Origin of the sequence: Mariniflexile fucanivorans (assembly GCF_004341235.1) — a bacterium.
GTDB classification, from domain to species: Bacteria; Bacteroidota; Bacteroidia; order Flavobacteriales; family Flavobacteriaceae; genus Mariniflexile; species Mariniflexile fucanivorans.
In genome coordinates this window covers 216805-237290 of record NZ_SLUP01000007.1, presented here as the reverse complement: position 1 = coordinate 237290, position 20486 = coordinate 216805, and the positions used below count along the sequence as shown (strand labels likewise).

General features: G+C 34.5%; 16 protein-coding genes. 14 read left to right on the top strand and 2 right to left on the bottom strand.

Features of this window, described 5'->3' with window-relative positions; genetic code table 11:
- Window positions 1-91: 91 nt before the first annotated feature.
- The 10 genes from folE to EV196_RS14950 all read left to right on the top strand — a co-directional run bounded on the left by folE (window position 92) and on the right by EV196_RS14950 (window position 14434).
- The gene (folE, locus tag EV196_RS14995; RefSeq protein WP_132218583.1) at window positions 92-769 is read left to right on the top strand and encodes a GTP cyclohydrolase I FolE; all 678 of its coding nucleotides are present in this window, start codon (window positions 92-94) and stop codon (window positions 767-769) included.
- 79 nt (window positions 770-848) lie between these two features.
- Window positions 849-2330: a cysteine--tRNA ligase gene (gene cysS, locus EV196_RS14990; RefSeq protein ID WP_132218582.1), complete on the top strand. Its 1482-nt coding sequence runs from the start codon at window positions 849-851 to the stop codon at window positions 2328-2330.
- A gap of 74 nt (window positions 2331-2404) precedes the next feature.
- Complete coding sequence (gene yidD, locus EV196_RS14985; RefSeq protein ID WP_207902868.1) at window positions 2405-2623, top strand: membrane protein insertion efficiency factor YidD; 219 nt, start codon at window positions 2405-2407, stop codon at window positions 2621-2623.
- A 369-nt stretch (window positions 2624-2992) separates the two neighbouring features.
- Window positions 2993-3415, top strand: a complete 423-nt coding sequence (locus EV196_RS14980) for a hypothetical protein (protein ID WP_132218580.1) — start codon at window positions 2993-2995, stop codon at window positions 3413-3415.
- A gap of 13 nt (window positions 3416-3428) precedes the next feature.
- Window positions 3429-5177 (top strand): hypothetical protein, encoded by a 1749-nt coding sequence (locus EV196_RS14975; protein WP_132218579.1) that lies wholly within the window; start codon window positions 3429-3431, stop codon window positions 5175-5177.
- Between the two features lie 3 nt (window positions 5178-5180).
- Window positions 5181-10523, top strand: a complete 5343-nt coding sequence (locus EV196_RS14970) for a DUF7379 domain-containing protein (RefSeq protein WP_132218578.1) — start codon at window positions 5181-5183, stop codon at window positions 10521-10523.
- A 23-nt stretch (window positions 10524-10546) separates the two neighbouring features.
- Entirely contained in the window at window positions 10547-11782 is a 1236-nt protein-coding gene (locus tag EV196_RS14965; RefSeq protein WP_132218577.1) for a peptidoglycan-binding domain-containing protein, read from the top strand.
- Window positions 11783-11884: 102 nt separating this feature from the next.
- Window positions 11885-12235 carry a hypothetical protein gene (locus EV196_RS14960; protein WP_132218576.1) on the top strand — a complete coding sequence of 117 codons (351 nt, stop codon included), beginning with the start codon at window positions 11885-11887 and terminating at the stop codon, window positions 12233-12235.
- A gap of 4 nt (window positions 12236-12239) precedes the next feature.
- Window positions 12240-13853, top strand: a complete 1614-nt coding sequence (locus EV196_RS14955; protein ID WP_132218575.1) for an FAD-binding protein — start codon at window positions 12240-12242, stop codon at window positions 13851-13853.
- Between the two features lie 149 nt (window positions 13854-14002).
- Window positions 14003-14434 carry a hypothetical protein gene (locus EV196_RS14950; RefSeq protein WP_132218574.1) on the top strand — a complete coding sequence of 144 codons (432 nt, stop codon included), beginning with the start codon at window positions 14003-14005 and terminating at the stop codon, window positions 14432-14434.
- A 54-nt stretch (window positions 14435-14488) separates the two neighbouring features.
- Here EV196_RS14950 and EV196_RS14945 read toward each other — a convergent pair whose 3' ends face one another.
- Together EV196_RS14945 and EV196_RS14940 are read right to left on the bottom strand one after the other, a co-directional pair.
- The gene (locus tag EV196_RS14945; RefSeq protein WP_132218573.1) at window positions 14489-15160 is read right to left on the bottom strand and encodes a porin family protein; all 672 of its coding nucleotides are present in this window, start codon (window positions 15158-15160) and stop codon (window positions 14489-14491) included.
- Window positions 15161-15324: 164 nt separating this feature from the next.
- Window positions 15325-16788, bottom strand: a complete 1464-nt coding sequence (locus EV196_RS14940) for an aminoacyl-histidine dipeptidase (RefSeq protein WP_132218572.1) — start codon at window positions 16786-16788, stop codon at window positions 15325-15327.
- A gap of 258 nt (window positions 16789-17046) precedes the next feature.
- Here EV196_RS14940 and EV196_RS14935 point away from each other — a divergent pair, with 258 nt between their 5' ends.
- The 4 genes from EV196_RS14935 (at window position 17047) to EV196_RS14920 (ending at window position 20460) form a co-directional block, all read left to right on the top strand.
- On the top strand, window positions 17047-18114 hold the full coding sequence (locus EV196_RS14935; RefSeq protein ID WP_132218571.1) for a DUF3810 domain-containing protein: 1068 nt from the start codon (window positions 17047-17049) through the stop codon (window positions 18112-18114).
- A gap of 26 nt (window positions 18115-18140) precedes the next feature.
- Complete coding sequence (locus tag EV196_RS14930) at window positions 18141-18938, top strand: TrmH family RNA methyltransferase (RefSeq protein WP_132218570.1); 798 nt, start codon at window positions 18141-18143, stop codon at window positions 18936-18938.
- Window positions 18939-19028: 90 nt separating this feature from the next.
- Window positions 19029-19154, top strand: coding sequence for a hypothetical protein (locus EV196_RS20250; protein ID WP_262711344.1), 126 nt, complete (start codon window positions 19029-19031; stop codon window positions 19152-19154).
- 73 nt (window positions 19155-19227) lie between these two features.
- Window positions 19228-20460 carry a M48 family metallopeptidase gene (locus EV196_RS14920; RefSeq protein WP_132218569.1) on the top strand — a complete coding sequence of 411 codons (1233 nt, stop codon included), beginning with the start codon at window positions 19228-19230 and terminating at the stop codon, window positions 20458-20460.
- Window positions 20461-20486: the final 26 nt, after the last annotated feature.

Sequence of the window (20486 nt, the reverse complement as noted above, 5' to 3'; positions counted from 1 at the left end):
AGTAGGAAGGAAATTAATTGTTTGTTAATACAAAACATAAGAAAAGTGTTTTGCTTATCTTTGCAGACCAAAATTGTGATTTAGTTGATACATGAAAATTGAAAACAACATAGAAGAATTCGAATCTTTAGGAGACGATCATATAGGAACATCAGCCGACACACCATTAAGACATGATGCTTTTAAACTTTCCAATGAAGAAAAAATAGAAATCATTAAGGATGATGTGCGCCACATAATGGAAACCTTAGGATTGGATTTAACAGACGATAGCTTAAACGGCACACCTAACCGTGTTGCGAAAATGTTTGTTAAAGAAATTTTTGGTGGTTTGGACCCAAACCGAAAACCAAGTGCTTCTACTTTCGATAACAAATATAAATATGGTGAAATGCTTGTTGAAAAAAACATTACCGTTTATTCAACTTGCGAACATCATTTACTACCTATTGTTGGAAAAGCGCATATTGCTTATATTTCAAACGGTTCGGTAGTTGGATTATCAAAAATGAACCGTATTGTAGATTATTATGCAAAACGCCCACAAGTACAAGAACGGTTAACCATTCAAATTGTAAAAGAACTTCAAGAAGTTTTAAATACAGATGATGTAGCTTGTGTTATAGATGCTAAACATTTATGTGTAAATTCTAGAGGCATTCGCGATATTGAAAGCAGTACCGTAACTTCAGAATTTGGTGGCAAATTCAAAGAAGAATCTACCAGAAGAGAATTTTTGGATTATATAAAGTTAGATACTAAGTTTTAATTTTTTGTTGTTCAGTTGAAATGTTGATTAATAATAACAGCTTAACAACTCAACAGCAAATAACTCACGTTTACCAACCATGCAACTTTACAAAGATCAACACATAAAAATATACAACTCACTTTCTGGTACTAAAGAAACATTCACTCCTATTGACGAAGGTTATGTAGGTATGTACGTTTGTGGACCAACCGTGTATAGCAATGTACATTTAGGAAATGTGCGAACTTTTATGTCTTTTGATATGGTTTTTCGTTACCTAAAACATTTAGGCTACAAAGTACGCTACGTAAGGAATATTACAGATGCTGGTCATTTGGAAAATGATGCCGATGCAGGTGAAGATAAAATAACCAAAAAAGCCCGTTTAGAACAAATTGAACCTATGGAAGTGGTACAACGCTACACCGTAGATTTCCATAATATATTAAACACCTTCAATTTTTTACCACCTAGCATTGAACCAACTGCTACAGGGCATATTATTGAACAAATTGAGCTCATTAAAGACATTATAAATAACGGATATGCTTATGAAATAAACGGATCGGTTTATTTTGATGTACATAAGTTTAATGAAACCAACGATTACGGGATATTAAGCAAGCGTAAGTTAGAAGACTTAATTCACAACACCCGAGAATTGGACGGACAAAGCGATAAAAAAAATCCACAAGATTTTGCGCTTTGGAAAAAAGCAGAACCGCAACATATTATGCGTTGGCCTTCGCCATGGGGCGATGGATTTCCAGGTTGGCATTTGGAATGTACTGCCATGAGTACCAAATATCTTGGCGACCAATTTGACATTCACGGTGGTGGAATGGATTTAAAATTCCCGCACCACGAATGTGAAATTGCACAAAACGAAGCTGCCAAAGGGCAATCGCCTGTAAATTATTGGATGCACGCTAACATGCTGGAATTAAACGGACAACGCATGTCGAAATCGACTGGAAATACAGTAAACCCTGATGAATTACTTTCTGGAAACAACAAATTTTTTAGTAAGGCTTTTACACCAAGCGTCATTCGTTTTTTCATCGCTCAAGCCCATTATAGAAGTGTTCTGGATTTAACCGATGATGGCTTATTAGCAAGCGAGAAAGGTTTTTATAGACTCATGGATGCCATAAATTTGCTGGATGGTTTAAAAACTTCTGAAACCTCATCTATAGACATTAAAACATGGAAACAAACCTGTTATAATGCGATGAACGACGATTTTAATTCACCCATTTTAATTGCTAATTTATTTGAAGCCGTAAAATACATCAACCAAATTAAAGATGGTTCTGCAACTATTTCTGCTGAAGATTTAGCACTTCTAAAAGAAACGATAAACACTTTTACTTTTGATGTTTTAGGATTAGAAAACGTAACAAAAAAAGAATCTGGACAAGATAAATTATCTGGAGCTGTTGGTGTTTTAATTAAATTAAGACAAGAAGCTAGAGCAAATAAAGATTTTGCTTTATCCGATAAAATTCGTGATGAATTGGCCGAAGCGGGTATCTTGCTTAAAGATGGTAAAGATGGCACTACTTTTAGTTTGTCGTAATTTTTAAATCGTAAGGTCGTGAGTTGTTAAGTTGATTCGTAAGTTTCGACTTAACAACTAAACAAATAACAATAATGAAGCTACTCATCACACCGTTTTTATTTTTGATAAAAATATACCAATTATTTATATCACCCTTGATGCCTGCAACCTGTAGATATCAACCCACCTGTTCTCATTACACCAAACAAGCTCTACAAAAACATGGTTTATTTAAAGGTGGATGGCTCGCCATTAAACGTATTTTTAGTTGCCATCCTTGGGGCGGATCAGGTTACGACCCTGTTCCCTAATAATTTTTATAATAAGTCTATTCTTCATTTTAATTAATTTTTTTTAAGAGTAAAAAACTAATTTAATTACTTAAATAATTACTCCTTTTACACCATTTTTATTGTTCATCATTTTGTTGTTTTTACAAAAAAATAAAAATAACTACCTAATCCTTTGGTGATTAGATTTATTTTACTAAATTTAATACATTCCTTATATATTAATTAATAGTTACTCTCACATAACTTTTTAATAGCAATTGTATCTGAAAAACCATTTTTTTAAATGTCTTTTTACATACAGAATTTCATATTGATTTAATGATATCTAACAATTAAAGTCAGATTTTGTTAAGTTTTTTATTTTTTATAAATCTAAAATGAAATGCTATGAATTTAAAAAGAACCACCTTAATTCCTTTAGATGATGCTTTGCTAGCTGAATCAATTTTTAAATCATTTATTGAAAAAGAAATGATGCTTATCATGGTTATTATTGGTGACACAGACACCATTAGAGAAGCCATCCCAAAAGCAGACAACCTAGCGCAACTTTCGTATTTTAAAATGGAACGCTGGGTTTTATGGGTACGCAGCTATGACGTTTTATCCGAAACTTTAAAAAAGCATTTAAAAGCTTCGAATGCAGAAAAGTCTAATGAAGATTATAACAACATAAAATGTCTTTGTTTTTCACCCATTTTAGACCAAGTAGATGGTATCATTCTTAAAAATGCCGAACTATCCTATGCCAACCTGCAACAATCTTTTTTTAAAGCACAGGCAAATGACGCTCCCTTTGTAAACATCTAAAAAAACAATCGCTATGTATTTTTTCAAACGAATTTCAACATTTGCTTTAGTTTGCTTTACCATAGGTATACAAGCGCAAATTATTACGGTAATTGAAAACGACAAAAATGAGAAACGCACCATATCACTAACCGACAAACAAATAGTTGACATTAATTGCAGTCTGGAAATTCAACTTTCAAAACTACAATTGCTAGATGCTATTCATCAACAATTCCCCGAATTAAAACAACACATAGAGCTAGAATCCCAATTAATAAAATTGCAACAAGCCTTACGAAACCAAAGTGCTGTGATTTCAATTTTAGAAAAACAATTGGCAACAGCAAGCGAACAGGCAACATTTTTTGAAATAATGGATGGGTTTTTAAGCGACATTCAAAACGACCCGCTTTTAAACGAACGTTATAATGATTTAATGACCGATTTTTTCAATCCAGAAACCTTTGTTCCTGGTACCGTTCCTGAACCTTATATTTTTTCCAACCTAAACAACGACATGTTGCAAATAGAGCAAGAATTAGCATCTATGGAAACCGAAAAATATACTATAAGCTTACTGGCTTTTAAAAGGGATGCTAGTGGTGGCGACCGTGTTCATATTCAAAACTACGACACCTATACCAATAGAGATTATGTGACTATTGCCCGATGGGTTACCAGTTTATCTAGCGATCAAAAACAACAACTTGAAGCCCTAAACGACATTGCAAAACAGAACAATTTAAAAAAAATCAATGTTTTTAATGAATTAAAAATTCGACTACTGAATGAATTCAAAAGCATTTCATGCATCAAAGAGTTTAAAAACAACAGTATTGAGTTCGTAAATAATATTCAGCTAAACGAACTAGTTCCTACCGAAGTTAAAAACAAAATAGAACAACTAAATCTGCTTATTTCTAGGTTTGAAACGCTATTTCAACTCCTTAAAACAGACATGGAGCAATGGCAAATTAATTTGCTATTCGATATTAAAAATGAAGTTGAAACCATCATTAGTCATTTAAAAACGATTGATACGAATTTTTCAGATGTAACCACTCTTATCAATCAAACACGTCTCAAAACTAAATTTATGCCTTTAGTTTCAGAATTCAATACCTGTTATGCTACCATAAACAAAGATTTTGAAACAATAAAACAAGGTGCTGCCCTCCTATTCAATCTTCAAAATAATTATATAGCAAATAAAGCCATAGGCACAGAAGTACTCGCTTTTTCATTGGACAATTTACCAGATACAGGCTACATAAACTTAAAAGGAACAGGGCAACGTAAAAATGGCGATGAATTATTAATTGAGCTAGTACTCAGGCTACCGGCAACCAATGAAAATACTCCAGAACAAGTAATTACTATGGAACAACGGGAATTCATCATGCAATTAACAGGGCCACGCTCTGAAGTAGCCATTGGATTGATTTTCGCCAACCCTATTAATAAACAAGATTTAAATTTACAAAGCGACCGCAACTTCTTTTATACACCATCGGCTGCTTTATTGTTGAAATTTGGTTCCAATACGTCCTATTTCTATAATGATTTTTTAGACTTTGGAATAGGTATAAACTTTGCCACACCCGATTTTAACACCGATGGAACACCCGAATTTGGCACAGGAATTATCGCCACAGCATTTAAAGATATTATAAGTACCGGGATTAATTACAACGTAACATTAGACAGTTTTTACTGGTTTTTTGGTGTGAACCTTCCATTTAATCTTCCTGGAATACCCATTAACAATATTAAAAATTAACCTATGACCAAAACAGCTAAAATATTAGGTATAGAGCATGATGTGAAATCGTTTAACCACACGGTTCCCAATACACTTGAACAACAATTTGAGTTAAAATCTTATATTGAGGTTACTTCAAATCGTGCTGCTAACGCAGTGAACACCATAACTCTTGAAGAAAACGATCTTATTGCCATACAATTTACCGATAATACGGAATGGATAGGACACCCTGAAGACGTACAGGCTATTTATGATGAAAAAACGGTAACCAAACGGGCTTTATCTAGCGAAGATTATATTTTCGATATTCAAATAATTTCAGAAGATGCCAATCGTGGTGTTATAAAACGGGCTTTAGTAAAGGTTTTTAGTGTTTTTTCACCTAAGAAAGTAGCTGAAGTTGCCATCATGGAATTAGCCAAATCTTATGATAAAAAAATTCAGCCTAACCCTGGTTTGTATCAAATCGATGCCAATTTCAAAAGAATTAAATACAGTGCTCCCAGCAATACTTCTAAGCCTTTTTTACTTTTAATTCATGGTACGTTGTCCACATCTATTGATGCGTTTAATAACTTAAACAACAACAATTCTGCATGGGAAGATATAATTACTAAGTATGGCAGTCGCATTTGGGCATTGGATCATTACACGCTTTCGGTAAGTCCACTTCAAAACGCGCTGGATTTTTTAAACGTTTGCCCCACAGGGTGCACTATTGATATTATAAGTCATTCGCGCGGTGGTCTTGTTGCCGATATTTTAGCAAAATGCGATCATAGAAATACCATTTCTGGTTTCAGTAGTAATGAAATTGACATCTTAAAAAGTGAAGACGAAAAAGCACATTGGGAATACATGGAAGCTATTAATAAGATAGCCAAAAGCAAAAAATTAACTGTAAATAAAGTGATTCGGGTAGCAGCACCAGCTAGCGGTACTACCATTTTATCACGTCGAGTAGATCATTTCTTTAATTTATTTTTGAATGCTGTTTCTATAGCATTTGGAATCGCCAACCCTCTATACCATACTGCTAAAGCGTTTCTTTTGGAACTGGTTAGTCAAAAAGATGACCCTGAAGTGCTACCGGGTTTAAACGCTATGATGCCCGAATCTATGTTTCAAAAAATGATGAATATTTCTGGTTCTGTGGTAGAAAGCGACTTGTATAATATTGCTGGTGATTCTGAAGTTGGTGGCATTAACTTCAGTTCATTAAAAGTAATTCTCGCCAATTTATTTTACCGTGAAGCAAACGATTTGGTGGTAGACACTAGACGTATGGAACATGGTGTTGTTAGAAAAAATGGCATTTACAAACATGTTTCACAAGGCAGCGACACCAATCATTTTAATTATTTTTCCGAAAATGGTTCCTGTGCAGCCATATTGGAAGCCTTACATGCCACCGAGCAAAATCCTGTGACCTTATACACCAAGTCATTATATATTGATGGTGAGCGTGGTATTTTATTGGATGCCCTTTCCCTTAAAGGCGTTCGTTATGCTCCAACTAAAATCACTAGGGATGTTGTTATCATTGTACCGGGTATTATGGGTTCCACCATATCCCAAAACGGCGACCATATGTGGGTTGATATGCGTAAAATAAATGATGGCGGTCTTTCCAAAAATTTAAATATTAGTGCAAACAAGGTAGAAGCCAGCGGTGTTATTGAAAAGTATTATAATGAGTTGGCAGAACATCTTTTAGAGCAATATGATGTGATAACGATGGAGTTCGATTGGCGAAAATCATTAAAAGATGCCGCTAAAATATTAAAGGATAAAATCGAGGATGTTTTAAAACACCAGAATATAAAAGTACATATGATTGCGCATTCCATGGGAGGTCTTTTGGTGCGTCAATTTATGATGAATTATCCCAATGTGTGGTCTGAATTTAAACAAAACGAATCCAATAAATTCATCATGTTGGGCACGCCTTGGTTAGGTTCCTATTTAATCATGGAAGTACTTACAGGTCATAGCAGTCGTGTAAAACAATTGGCTGCCATCGATTTTAAAAACAACAGAGCCGATCTTTTAAAAATATTTTGGAAATACCCGGGTATTTTTGAATTGCTGCCCATAGAAGAAGATACAAATCGCGATTTTTGGGACGTCAACTTTTGGAAAAATTTAGAAAAGGAAACTGATTTAAAAAACATGCCAAATCCAGATACCAATACGAAATCGCTATCAGGATTTAAAGATTACAGAAAGGACGTTCAAGATTATTTGAAAACTTTAGAAGACAAAACTTTTAAAAACATTTATTACATCTGTGGACAGGCGGACAAAACCGTTTTTGATTATTCATTCGAAAACCGGTTTTTATCACGTAAAAAAAAGCTGGTATACAAAGCAACCTCTTTTGGTGATGGAAGCGTTACTTGGGCTTCTGGAATTCCAAAACAATTATTAAACAGCAACCGCTTGTATTATTCACAAATATCGCACGGTGATTTAGCAAACGACCCCGAAATTTTCCAAGGTATTTCCGAAATTTTATCCACAGGAAGCACCAATGCACTCAGCACCCAAAAACCAACATCTAGAGGTGGAGAAATTATATCTGAAGTTTATGAAGCTCCTGAACCTGCATATAATTCAGATGCTGTTCTTAATGCTATTTTCGACATAAAAAAACAAGAAAAAACTAAAGGTTCCTCCTTCAATGTTAAGGTTATTCATGGCGATTTAAGGGTGGCATCCTACCCTGTCATGGTGGGCCATTTCTTTATGGATCTCATTTTAAGTGCAGAAAAAGCATTGGATGAATATTTAGAGAATCGTCTGTCACAAAGAATGAGCATTGGTTATTATCCCGGGCAAGTTGGCGAAAGCGAAGTATTTTTCAACCTCAACACACAACCTAAAGGCGCCATTATTTGCGGGTTAGGAAGCACCGAAGGACTCACCCATTACCTACTTTCAAAAGGCGTAAAACAAGCGACACTTAAATATGCCATGTTTATGCGCGATAACTATACTTTGTCCAGAGCAAAAAAATATGCTAAAGGCATCTCGTTTGTTTTGATAGGCAGTGGATATGGCAAACTAACAGTAGAAGATTCTATAAAAGGGATTTTACTAGGTGTTGCAAAAGCCAATAAACAAATTATTGAAACAAAAGAAGGTTTGCAACCCATACAAGATATTGAAATCATAAATTACTATGAAAGTTTTGCCAGTGAAGCTTATTTCAGTTTAACTAGGCAGCAAAATACGGACGACCGTATTCCTTTCATTTTAAATAAAGGCATTACAAAACGTGCAGGTGCCAAAAAGCGACGCATGTTCCACACCAATGATTATGATTGGTGGTACAACCTTCATATTGATAGTTTGAAGAACGACGATAAAACTTGTGGACCTGAAAATGAAATTATTGGTTTTAAATATTATTCTTCCAGTAGTTTAGCAAGAGTGGAACAAGAAATGGTAGGCATCGGATTATATAAAATAAACCATTTGCTTAAAGAAATGTCCACCAGTTCGAACTGGGATACGAGGTTATCAAAATCTCTATTTGAAATGTTAGTCCCCAATGATTTCAAAAGTAAATTCAGAGATCAAACCAACTTAATATTAAAACTAGATAAATATGCTGCCCAAATACCTTGGGAACTGCTGCACGATAACAATACTTCGGAAACACCCGCATCGGTTACTTCTAGTTTTATAAGGCAGTTGGTAACTGAAGATTCCATTCGGTACAACCAAATATCGCTCAATAATATTGAAGCTTTTATTGTTGGAGACCCCATGTACAATCAAAAAGAGCTACCACCATTACAGGCAGCAAAAGCCGAAGCGGAATGGGTGGCAGTAAAACTCAAAAAAGCAGGTTACAACACGAATGCTTTAATTAACTCCAGTGCCAAAAACATTATGATGGAGCTTTTTAGCAAGCAATACAAAATCATGCATTTTGCAGGCCATGGGGTGTACGATCCAGAACATTGCAATGTTGGTATCGCCATAGGAAATGGTATTTGTATAGACCCTGCTATGATAAACCAAATTGGTTATGTACCAGATTTTATATTTATAAATTGTTGCTATTCCGGGGTTTTAGATGCTGAAGATGATGTATACAGTAAAAACCGTAACCGTTTAGCTGCCAATATAGGTACACAACTTATTGAAATGGGAGTTAAAGCCATCATCATTTCTGGTTGGGCCGTGAATGATGGTGCAGCTAAGGTGTTTTCTGAAACGTTTTACGAACGTATGTTCCAAGGCTATAACTTTGGTAATGCCGTGCAAATGGCCCGCTTTGAATGTTATCAAAAATACCGTACTTCCAATACATGGGGTGCTTATCAATGTTATGGAAACCAATTCTATAAATTCAAGAATAAAACAAAATCCAGCCAAAATAACGAGGAATATGTAGTAGCATCGCAAATACATACAGATTTAGACAATTTACTAATTTCCATTAGAGATAAAAAAGAAGATAAAAATTCAGCTCAGATTAGGCTGGATAGGTTTATAACTTTAGCTCAAGAATCCAATCTATTAGACGCCATGGTACTTGAAAAAGAAGCCATGATTTATGATGAATTGGGAATGAGCGACGTGGCCTATGAAAAGTACACCGGTTTATTCAGGTTTGATAATGGTAATTACTCCATTAAAGCCTTAGAACAATATTGTATGGTGCTCGCTTCGAGGTTAAAAAATGATGTTATTGAAGCCAAAGCAACTAAAAAAGAAAATGCGGTTAACAATGTTATTACCAAATACATTTCTAACGTAGAATTTCTAACTCTAGCAGGACGAAATGCCAGACGCTTAAATATTGTTGGTAACACCTATAAACATACCGCAAAATATTTAGATTCTAAAAAAGAAATAGAATTCCTAAACATCGCTTTTGAATATTACAGTGAAGCTCTGGATGCTACAGATGATCGATTTAGTGGTCAATATTTAGATGCTCTTTCCAACATGATATTCATCGCCTTTATACTTGAAAATTTAGGCAACCAAAAACTATTGGCCCAGTTACAAAAAAACAAAACGTTCAAACCAGTTAAAAATCTTGAAGAATTTTTAGAAAATTTTTACAAAGAATTGGATGACTTTGATAAAGCAGACTTAGATGTTTCAGTACTAATTGGAATGACCGAAGTGAGTTATGCTATTTTATTGATTAACCCGAACAATAAAAACCATCAAGAGGATACCATATTAATGTGGTACAAACAGATTTTTCAACAAATATACAGCCCACGTTATATAAGCATTGAAATTGACCAAATTGAATTTCTGTCACATTATGTAAAAAACGAAAAGGTTAAAAAGTGTTTAACACTTATTGAAAAAGAATTAAAAAACTATTAACTAAACCATTTAAAACTAAAATTATGGCTACTATGTATCTAGGAGATTGTGACCAAGGAAAACAACCACAAAACCGACAATTATACCTCAAACCTTTCCATATAGATGGTTTGTTAATTGGAAAAGTTTCCTTTAGGGATGACGACAGAACCAAATGGCGTTCATTTCGAGAAGGCACAGGAAATGACATATTAAAATTACAACAATTTTTACATAAAACAGGTTTTATGCCCCGTTGTGCTTTTGATGGTGTTTTTGGTTATGTAACCCAAGCGGCTGTTAGATTATTTCAAGAATATGTGCGTAGCATGGAGCATGTTACCGATATGGTTCCCGACGGCATTGTCGGCTCTGGCACTATGAAACATGTAGAACGTTGGCAACAAGCTAATAAAGTAGCTGAATGGGCAACAATTACCGCTGCGAATCCAACAAAGCAATATACAGACTGGATGAACCTACTGCACCAAGCAAAAAGTCATTATGAAACCAATCCTGGACCCGTTTTAAAACATCTGAATAGCCTTTCGAAAACCTATTCAACCAAAAAACCTTCAGATTGGACATTCAACACAAACGATATTCATCTTGTTGGCGTCAGACGAAATCAAACACAAAGCACTACCCAACGTGAGAATGACGATTTGTTCTTCCTACTTATAAACGGCATGGTATTTACATTCTGGGGTTCTACCGATTCAAGTGTAAATATGGCTGCAAGAAAAGATGAAGCATTTTTAATTGAAGGCCAACATGAATACCGCTTTGGGTGGCATAAAATTTCTGAAGAAAAAAAAATATACCGAGCCTTAAAACCAAAAGATCCCAATGGCGTAATGATTTTAAGGGATTGGGATAACGACAATGCACTTACAGATACCGATTTGAAGGTGACCGACAGCCATGGAAAAATAAAAGGTATGCAGGTGAATAACTCTATAAACATTCATTGGTCTGGTATAGGAACTTCAAATTATTCGGCTGGCTGTCAAGTAATTGCTGGAAAAAGTTATATAAACCATAAAAACGAATTGCAAGATTGCTCAAAATTTGCTTCTTCAAGTTACGGCGGACTTACAGATTCTAACAAACAAACCAAAGGGGCTTATAATGTGCTTACCGATTTAATTTTATGCTATGCACCAGAAAATGTTACCAGTTTATATTACACGTTAGGTCGAGAAGATTCGTTGGCATTATCACACAATTTTGGAACTCAATTCGCTACAAATATTTTAAAACGTTTAAAATCTGTTTAAATTATTAGAAATTATGAAACGAACATACTAAAAATTTTATCTCTCAAAAAAATGATTAATAGCGAACAGCATGTGTCCAATAATAAACAATAAATAAATCACATGAAAAATACAAGTAAAATAATCGTTCTAATAGTAATATGTTTTCTTCTTACCTCCTGTTATTCCATTAGGTTAAGAAGTATTAACGGCACGCCACAACCCGATCCGCTTTCTAATCGCGATGATTATTATAGAAACATGGAAGTTGTAGAGGTCGACACCGTTATTAAAATAGACATGACTTCCAAAGATTTTACCTACCTCATTAAAGAAACCGATAAATGCAAAACAGGCAAACTACATACTGTAGAATTTAAAAACACCTTTGGAGGTTCGCTATTAAGCATGGTAACCTTTGGAAAAAAACGTAAAATGAAAATTAAATACGTGTGCATGAAACCAGCAAATTAAAATTATGGCAACTACAAAAACACATAACCTAAAAGAATGGGACACATTACATAACAATGGCCCTTTCCCATTAAAAAAATTGTATATAACCGAGTTAGAAGGCGATGGCAATATGCCCGATAAAATAGACCGCTTTAATGATGCCGCCAACGAAATACGCAGGCTTATTAAGGAAACCAAAGATGCCAATCAGGGTTTTAGAGCTTATGGTTCCGCTTGGTCCATGAACCATATTGCAAGCCATAAAGACCGCATGCACTATAATGGCTTTATGAACATTCACATTCCCATAATTCCAGAAAATTGCCATACCAACTCCAATTTTGATGCGTCTAATTTGTTTTTATTTGAATGTGGCACCACTATAAAACGTGTATCTGAAGTGCTTTCTGCCCACGGAAAATCGTTAAAAACAACAGGAGCCAGTAATGGGCAAACTATTGCAGGTTGCATTTCAACGGGGGTTCATGGTTCTGCATTTCAAGTGGGAGCTGTTCAAGATTATGTTGTAGGTTTAAATTTAATTATAGGCCCAAACCCTAATGATGTTGTTTATTTAGAGCGCCACACCCAACCTGCTTTAAACGATGCATTTGCTAAAAAAATAAGTGCAAAAATCATACGAAACGACCATCTTTTTAATGCGGCATTGGTTGGTTTAGGTGGTTTTGGTTTTGTTCACGGTATCGTTATTGAAGCAGAACCTCGGTTTTTATTAAAGCGTTATGTAAAAAAAATTAATAAAGACGTCGTTTTAAAATTGGCAGATACCCTCGATTTTAAAAACTCAACATTTAAAATTCCAGAAGAAACTACTGCAGATGGTTTTGGAATAACTCCATACCACTATAAAGTTTTTATAAATCAATACAGCAAAGAACCCGAGTATGTAATTGAATTAATGTACAAAAAACCATTTAAAACAGATTATAAAGACCCGTTTCCCATCATAAAACAATCACTTTACCGCGATTTAATTCACCTATTTACTAAACTGGCAGAGAAACTCCCCAAAAGTATTCCATGGTTGGTAAAACAATTACGAAAAACCATCATGCCTACAGTTGATGATGAATTAACTGGCACTTTACCAGAAATTTTTTGGGATGCACCATACCAAGGTCCTGCGTTTGCATGTTCGGTGGGTGTAGACCATAAAGATTCATCAAAAGCATTAAAATTATTGGCCGATTTAACAAACAACGAAGGCCCCATCCCTGGCATTTTTGCGATGCGTTTTGTTAAACAGACCAAAGCCACTTTAGGATTTACAAAATTCCCCGTAACCTGTATGTTGGAAATTGATGGGGTTTTATGGAAAAAAACAAGAAAAATAATGAGTTTAACCGAGTATTCAAAACGGATTATAGAAGTGTTGAAGCAAAACAATATCCCGTTTACTATTCATTGGGGAAAAAACAGCGATTGGTCTTTTCCAGGTTTGGTAAACCATATGTATGGCGCTGATTCTGTAAACACATGGAACTCTTATAGAAAAGCCTTATTAGGTGATGAGATGATGGAAATGTTTTCCAATGATTTTTTACACGACACGGGCTTAGCAAAAAAAGATATGACTATGGATGATACAGATGAAAATTTAATAGCATCATTATAAAAAAACAGTATATCCATTTATTGCCATAATGGTAAAAAAAAATCAGCGATTATCTTCGAAATTACTGGGATAACAAACAATTGCAATTGTAAAATTACCCCACTGATTTCGCGGATTTCCGCAGAAAAAAGTATTTAAAAATTAGGATTATGGAAGAAAAAACAAGCTTTCCGTTTAAGACATTGATTTGGGCATTAGTTGCTGTTATAGTATTATTTGTTTTTAAAGGTGAACTCAAAGGACTCATTACAAATGCTGAAGAATTTAAAGTTTTTGGCATTGAAATTAAAGCCAGCAAAGAGCAAGTTAACAAACTACAAACTGCGATAACGAGCTATGAAACCAAAATAACAGATTTAACATCTCAAATCACCACCCAAGAAAACCAAATACAATCGTTACACGAGGTTAAAACGCAATTGGAAAAAGATTTAGCCAAATGCCCTGCTTTGGAAAAAAATGCGGTTATTTTCAATGCCCAATTAAACAAGATATTTAAGAGCAATGATGAAATAAAAACACAATCAGACCAATTGAAAAAAGTTGAAATACTAAAACGGTCTAATTTAAATGTTCAATAATAGGTAAATTTTCACCTGTTCTATTCTTATTTTGAAAGAAAAAGCAAATCGTACTTAAATAGGCAATTCCCAATTCAATATCAATTTAATTGTATTGGTTTTTAAGGTTGCTAAATTCGTATGATGGTAATCTGCGATATTTGCAATACCTAGTTCATCTTTAAGTTCTATTGAAAACACATTCTTGTCACCTAAATTAAAATTAGTTCCAATCCCTAATGAAACGCCATAATCATATTTTTTAATGATTTTTTCATGCTCAAAAAAAGTTACTGTTTCCCCAGTCTCTTTTAGTTTGCCTACATTTTGGATATTAATGGCATAATTATAAAACAGTCCAGCATTTGAATAAAAAGTGTTATTATTTCCAAAATAAAACCTAATTAAAAGAGGCACATTTATATAATTGAATTTTGTTTTATCCTCAGCTGGCAGCTCCTGCATATTTTCAAGATCATAAAAACTATAGTAATCTGTTTTCATAATCTTATTATCATAATTTATATTAGATACTATTGAAAATTTAGAATTAATGATATACTCAAAAGACATCCCAAATGAATAACTCAACGCTCCTTTGTACCTATTGAATGACTCATCATGGGTCAAGTCGAACAAATTAGAACCTAAATTTAACCCTACTTTAAAATTATCGTTGTTTTGACTTTGAGAAAATTGATAAATAAGTAGAAATATGAAAGCTGTAATAAAATTTCTTTTTTTCATTTGATTATTTTAATGGAATATACTTCAAAATCTCCAAAACAAATTTCCAATATTTTTGAACTAAAATGTCATTTCGAAATGAGGAACGATTGAGAAATCGCATAAAGAGCATTCTTAACTTAAATAATAATGTGATGTCTCCTCATGTCGACATGACAAAAAAATCAAATACTAGCAGGAATCTGCTTCAAAATCTCCAAAACAAATTTCCAATATTTTTGAGCTGATGAAATTTGAGCACGTTCATCAGGTGAATGTGCGCCTTTGATATTAGGACCAAAACTTATCATATCCATATCTGGGTAATTCTGACCAAGAATACCACATTCCAATCCGGCATGACATGCGGCAACGTGGGCTTCTTCCCCATTCATATCTTTATAAATTTTTGAAAGCACTTTTAAAATGGGTGATTGCATATTGGGTGTCCAACCAGGATAATCACCCGAAAATTCTACTTCGCAACCTGTTAACTCGAACGTAGCACGTAATGTATTTGCCAAATCGATTTTAGAACTTTCAACTGAGGAACGTGTTAAACAACCCACATGTATGTTTCCTTCTTTCACCACTACTTTTGCAATGTTATTGGAGGTTTCTACCAAATTGGGGATATCGGCACTCATTCTGTACACGCCATTTTGTGCTGCATACAAAGCTCTTGTAAACCCTTCTTGCACACCCAAATCCATAATGTTTTTTGGCGCTTCAACTTTAGAAACCACAATTTTTAAATCGGGTTCCATGGTTTTTAGCTCTGTTTTAATACTTTCAGCCAATTCGTTAATTTCAGTAACAAACGTTTCTTCTTGAATGGCATCAATAGCTACAATGGCATGACTTTCTCTGGGAATGGCATTACGCAAACTACCACCATCAATTTCTGAAATGCGAAGTCCGAAATTTTCAAAACCATCAAACAACAAACGGTTCATAATTTTATTGGCATTGCCCAAACCTTCATGAATTTGCATTCCAGAATGGCCACCTTGCAAACCTTTAACCACGATGCTAAAGCCCATTTTAAACTCAGGTGTTTCTTCTTCTTGGTAAGTTCTAGTGGCGGTTACATCGATACCACCGGCGCAACCTACACCAATTTCATCATCTTCTTCGGTATCTAAATTTAACAAAATACCACCTGTTAGCAAACCTGCTTTTAAACCCATGGCACCCGTCATGCCGGTTTCTTCATCAATGGTAAACAAAGCTTCAATAGCTGGGTGTGGAATATCTGTACTTTCTAAAATAGCCATAATAGTGGCAACTCCCAAACCGTTATCGGCGCCCAACGTGGTTCCTTTGGCACGCACCCAATCGCCATCCACATACATGTTAACACCTTGTGTATCGAAATCAAAATCGGTATCGCTGTTTTTTTGATGCACCATATCTAAATGCGACTGCATCACCACTGTGGTTCTGTTTTCCATGCCTTTTGTGGCTGGTTTTTTGATGATGACATTCCCAACTTCATCTACAAGAGTTTCCAAACCCAAATTTTCACCAAAGTTTTTTATGAAAGCGATAACGCGTTCTTCTTTTTTTGAAGGTCGTGGAACGGCGTTTAAATCGGCGAATTTATTCCAAAGTTGGGTAGGTTGAAGTTGTCTTATTTCTGAATTCATGATGCTTTTTTTAAAGTTTTGTAAAGGTAACAAAAAACAATATAAACAGAGCCAAACCTTGGCTGTTACTCCTGATGGAAGCGGCATCCTTTTTGCGAAACATTGATGATATACAAGAACCTACTGAAAACCAGTTAATTTGATAAGATCCCGAAACAAGTTCGGGACTACTTCGCAGAAAGATATAGCGGACAGCAGGAAGAAACCTTAATAAACAAACAACAGCGATTGGGTACAAATTTTTATTACTTTTGAAACATGCTGAAACATGTAAAACTCGTTGTTGCACTTTCGATAATTCCGCAATACCTATTGATAAAATGGTTGGCTGATTACCCCGATTTTGTGGAGCGCTATTATAGTAATGGTTTTTACCCCGTTATGTCTAAAATTTTTAGATATACGCTGGGTTGGATGCCGTTTTCGTTTGGCGATTTGGTGTATGCTTTGGCTATTATTTACATTTTTAGGTGGCTTTACGTAAACCGAAAACGCTTAATTAAAGACCCGAAACATTGGGTTATTGATGTGATTTGTGCGGTTTCCATCATCTATTTTGCGTTTCATTTATTTTGGGCCTTGAATTATTACCGTTTGCCGCTGCATAAAAATTTGAATTTAAAAGCGGATTACAATACCGAACAATTGATTAAGGTGACTAAAAAACTGATTGAAAAATCGAATGCTGTTTATTATGAAATTGCACATAATGATACTTTAAAAATTGATATTCCGTATAGTAAAAGTGACATTTTAGAGATGGCTCCGGTGGGTTATAAAAATTTAAAAAACAGTTTTCCGGAGCTGGAATACCAACCGGCTAGCGTTAAAAAATCGTTGTTTAGTTATCCGTTGACTTATATGGGGTTTAGTGGTTATTTAAACCCGTTAACGAATGAAGCGCAGGTGGATGCTATGATTCCTATATATATGTTTCCTACAACAACTTCGCACGAAATGGCACACCAGGTGGGTTATGCCGCTGAAAATGAAGCTAATTTTATTGGATGTTTAGCAGCTATAAACCATGACGATATTTATTTTAAATATTCGGGATATACTTTTGCTTTACGTTTTTGTTTAAATGAAATTGCACGACGTGATGAGGTTTTATTTGAGGAATTATACAAGACTGTAAACAAAGGCATTTTATATAATTATAAAGAAGCACGTGATTTTTGGGATGCTTATGATAATCCTTTAGAGCCTATTTTAAAATTAACATACAGTTCGTACCTAAAAGCCAATAAACAGGCAAAAGGCATGGAGAGCTATAGTTATGTGGTGGCTTTATTGGTTAATTATTTTGAAAAGCAACCTATTTAAATCTATAAAATTTACTTTTGCTTAATATGAACAAAGTTATATCCAGCTCACAAAATCCATTAATTCGACAATTGGTTCAATTAAAAGACAAATCGCGCGAACGCAAAAAAAGTGGTTTATTTTTAATTGAAGGCGAGCGTGAAATAACATTGGCATTAAAAGGAGGCTATGAATTCGAAAGTGTATTGTTTAATCCAGAAATAATTTCAGAAGAACAACTTAACAACTTAACAACTAAACAACCAAACTTCATAGAAGTTTCTACTGAAGTGTACCAAAAACTAGCGTATCGTGATACGACCGAAGGCATTATTGCCGTTGCCAAAAGTAAAAATCATGCGATTAAAGATTTAAAATTCAGCAACAAAAACCCACTAATTTTAGTGGCAGAAGCTCCCGAAAAACCAGGAAATATTGGTGCTATTTTACGAACTGCCGATGCTGCCCATGTAGATGCCGTAATTATAGCCAACCCAAAAACCGATTTATACAACCCCAATATTATTCGATCTAGTGTGGGGTGTGTGTTTACAAATACGGTTGTTACGGGTTCAACTTCTGAAATTATTGCATCTTTAAAAGCAAACAACATCCATATTTTTTGTGCTGCATTACAAGCTTCGGTAAATTATAATACACAAGATTTCACAAAACCAACTGCCATTGTGGTTGGTACAGAAGCTACTGGTTTAAGTGCTGAATGGTTAGACAATTCAACTCAAAATATCATCATCCCTATGCAAGGTGAAATAGATTCCATGAACGTATCGGTTGCTGTGGGAATTCTTATTTTTGAAGCAAAAAGACAACGAAATTTTAAGTAAACCGTCATTGCGAAGGAAGAATGACTGAAGCAATCTTTTTAATTGAAACTAAATTTAAACAGATTGCTTCGTCGAAAAAAACGCCTCGCAATGACGACGAAAATAAAAAAATGGACACGAGCCAAAAAAGAAGCTTTAATAAAAAGTGATTTTAACATGTTGCAAATTTTAGCTGAATGTAGAAATGCAACTCATTTCAAGTATCAAGACAAATAAGCACTTCGACTGCGCTCAGTGTGACATTTAGTTTCTATTTTTGTTTTTCGTAAATTATCTTTCTTACAACATCATGACTTCAACAACCTTATTCTACATCATCATAGCCATCATCATCATCAATTTTATAGTTCATAAAATTTTAGATGCTTTAAATGCACAACATTTTAACGATGCACTTCCAAAAGAGTTACAAGATGTTTATGATGAAGCGGAATACAAAAAATCTCAAAACTATAAGGCAACCAATTATAAATTCGGGTTGCTAACTTCTACGTTTTCTATATTATTAACTTTAGGGTTTTTGTTTTTTGATGGGTTTGAATTTGTTGACAACATCGCCAGAAGTTATAGCGAGAACCCCATTGTTATCGCATTGATTTTCTTCGGAATTATTATGATTGGTAGCGATATTTTAACGACGCCTTTCTCCTATTACAGCACCTTTGTGATTGAGGAAAAATTTGGATTTAATAAAACAACCGTTAAAACTTTCATTCTTGATAAGATAAAAGGCTGGTTGATGATGGCTATTGTTGGTGGTGGTATTTTAGCTTTAATTATTTGGTTTTATCAATCTACCGGAATTTATTTTTGGCTGTACGCTTGGGGATTAGTTGCTGTTTTTTCTTTGTTTATGAATATGTTTTACTCCAAACTTATTGTGCCTTTATTTAACAAACAAACCCCTTTGGAAGCTGGAAGTTTATGCGATAAGATTTCGGAGTATGCGCAGACAGTCGGTTTTAAATTGGATAAAATTTTTGTGATTGATGGTTCTAAACGTAGTACCAAGGCAAACGCATATTTCTCTGGTTTTGGTAGTGAAAAACGCGTAACACTTTACGACACCTTAATTAACGATTTAGATGATGAAGAAATAGTTGCCGTTTTAGCGCACGAAGTGGGGCATTACAAAAAGAAACATATCATTTTCAACTTATTTGCTTCCATTTTATTAACGGGTTTAACGCTTTATATTTTGTCTTTGTTTATTTCAAATCCGTTATTATCGAATGCTTTGGGTGTTGAAATCCCAAGTTTTCATATTGGGTTGATTGCTTTTGGATTGCTCTACTCACCTATTTCGGAAATTACTGGTTTAATTATGAATTTGTTTTCAAGAAAGTTTGAATATGAAGCCGATGATTATGCCAAAAACACCTATAAAGGCGAACCGCTTATCACGTCGCTTAAAAAACTTTCAAAAAACAGTTTGAGTAATTTAACACCGCACCCAGCGTATGTGTTTATGCATTATTCGCATCCTACGCTTTTGGAGCGGATTATGAATTTGAGGAAGTAATTATTTTTTTTAACGCAACCTTTTAT

What these genes read in the sequence shown, in the direction of transcription:
- EV196_RS14935 (WP_132218571.1), top strand. Translation starts at nt 17,047, where the DNA reads ATGCTGAAACATGTAAAACTCGTTGTTGCACTTTCGATAATTCCGCAA.
- EV196_RS14970 (WP_132218578.1), top strand. Translation starts at nt 5,181, where the DNA reads ATGACCAAAACAGCTAAAATATTAGGTATAGAGCATGATGTGAAATCG.
- EV196_RS14975 (WP_132218579.1), top strand. Translation starts at nt 3,429, where the DNA reads ATGTATTTTTTCAAACGAATTTCAACATTTGCTTTAGTTTGCTTTACC.
- EV196_RS14945 (WP_132218573.1), bottom strand. Translation starts at nt 15,160, where the DNA reads ATGAAAAAAAGAAATTTTATTACAGCTTTCATATTTCTACTTATTTAT.
- yidD (WP_207902868.1), top strand. Translation starts at nt 2,405, where the DNA reads ATGAAGCTACTCATCACACCGTTTTTATTTTTGATAAAAATATACCAA.
- EV196_RS20250 (WP_262711344.1), top strand. Translation starts at nt 19,029, where the DNA reads ATGACGACGAAAATAAAAAAATGGACACGAGCCAAAAAAGAAGCTTTA.
- EV196_RS14960 (WP_132218576.1), top strand. Translation starts at nt 11,885, where the DNA reads ATGAAAAATACAAGTAAAATAATCGTTCTAATAGTAATATGTTTTCTT.
- EV196_RS14980 (WP_132218580.1), top strand. Translation starts at nt 2,993, where the DNA reads ATGAATTTAAAAAGAACCACCTTAATTCCTTTAGATGATGCTTTGCTA.
- EV196_RS14920 (WP_132218569.1), top strand. Translation starts at nt 19,228, where the DNA reads ATGACTTCAACAACCTTATTCTACATCATCATAGCCATCATCATCATC.
- cysS (WP_132218582.1), top strand. Translation starts at nt 849, where the DNA reads ATGCAACTTTACAAAGATCAACACATAAAAATATACAACTCACTTTCT.
- EV196_RS14955 (WP_132218575.1), top strand. Translation starts at nt 12,240, where the DNA reads ATGGCAACTACAAAAACACATAACCTAAAAGAATGGGACACATTACAT.
- EV196_RS14930 (WP_132218570.1), top strand. Translation starts at nt 18,141, where the DNA reads ATGAACAAAGTTATATCCAGCTCACAAAATCCATTAATTCGACAATTG.
- EV196_RS14950 (WP_132218574.1), top strand. Translation starts at nt 14,003, where the DNA reads ATGGAAGAAAAAACAAGCTTTCCGTTTAAGACATTGATTTGGGCATTA.
- folE (WP_132218583.1), top strand. Translation starts at nt 92, where the DNA reads ATGAAAATTGAAAACAACATAGAAGAATTCGAATCTTTAGGAGACGAT.
- EV196_RS14965 (WP_132218577.1), top strand. Translation starts at nt 10,547, where the DNA reads ATGGCTACTATGTATCTAGGAGATTGTGACCAAGGAAAACAACCACAA.
- EV196_RS14940 (WP_132218572.1), bottom strand. Translation starts at nt 16,788, where the DNA reads ATGAATTCAGAAATAAGACAACTTCAACCTACCCAACTTTGGAATAAA.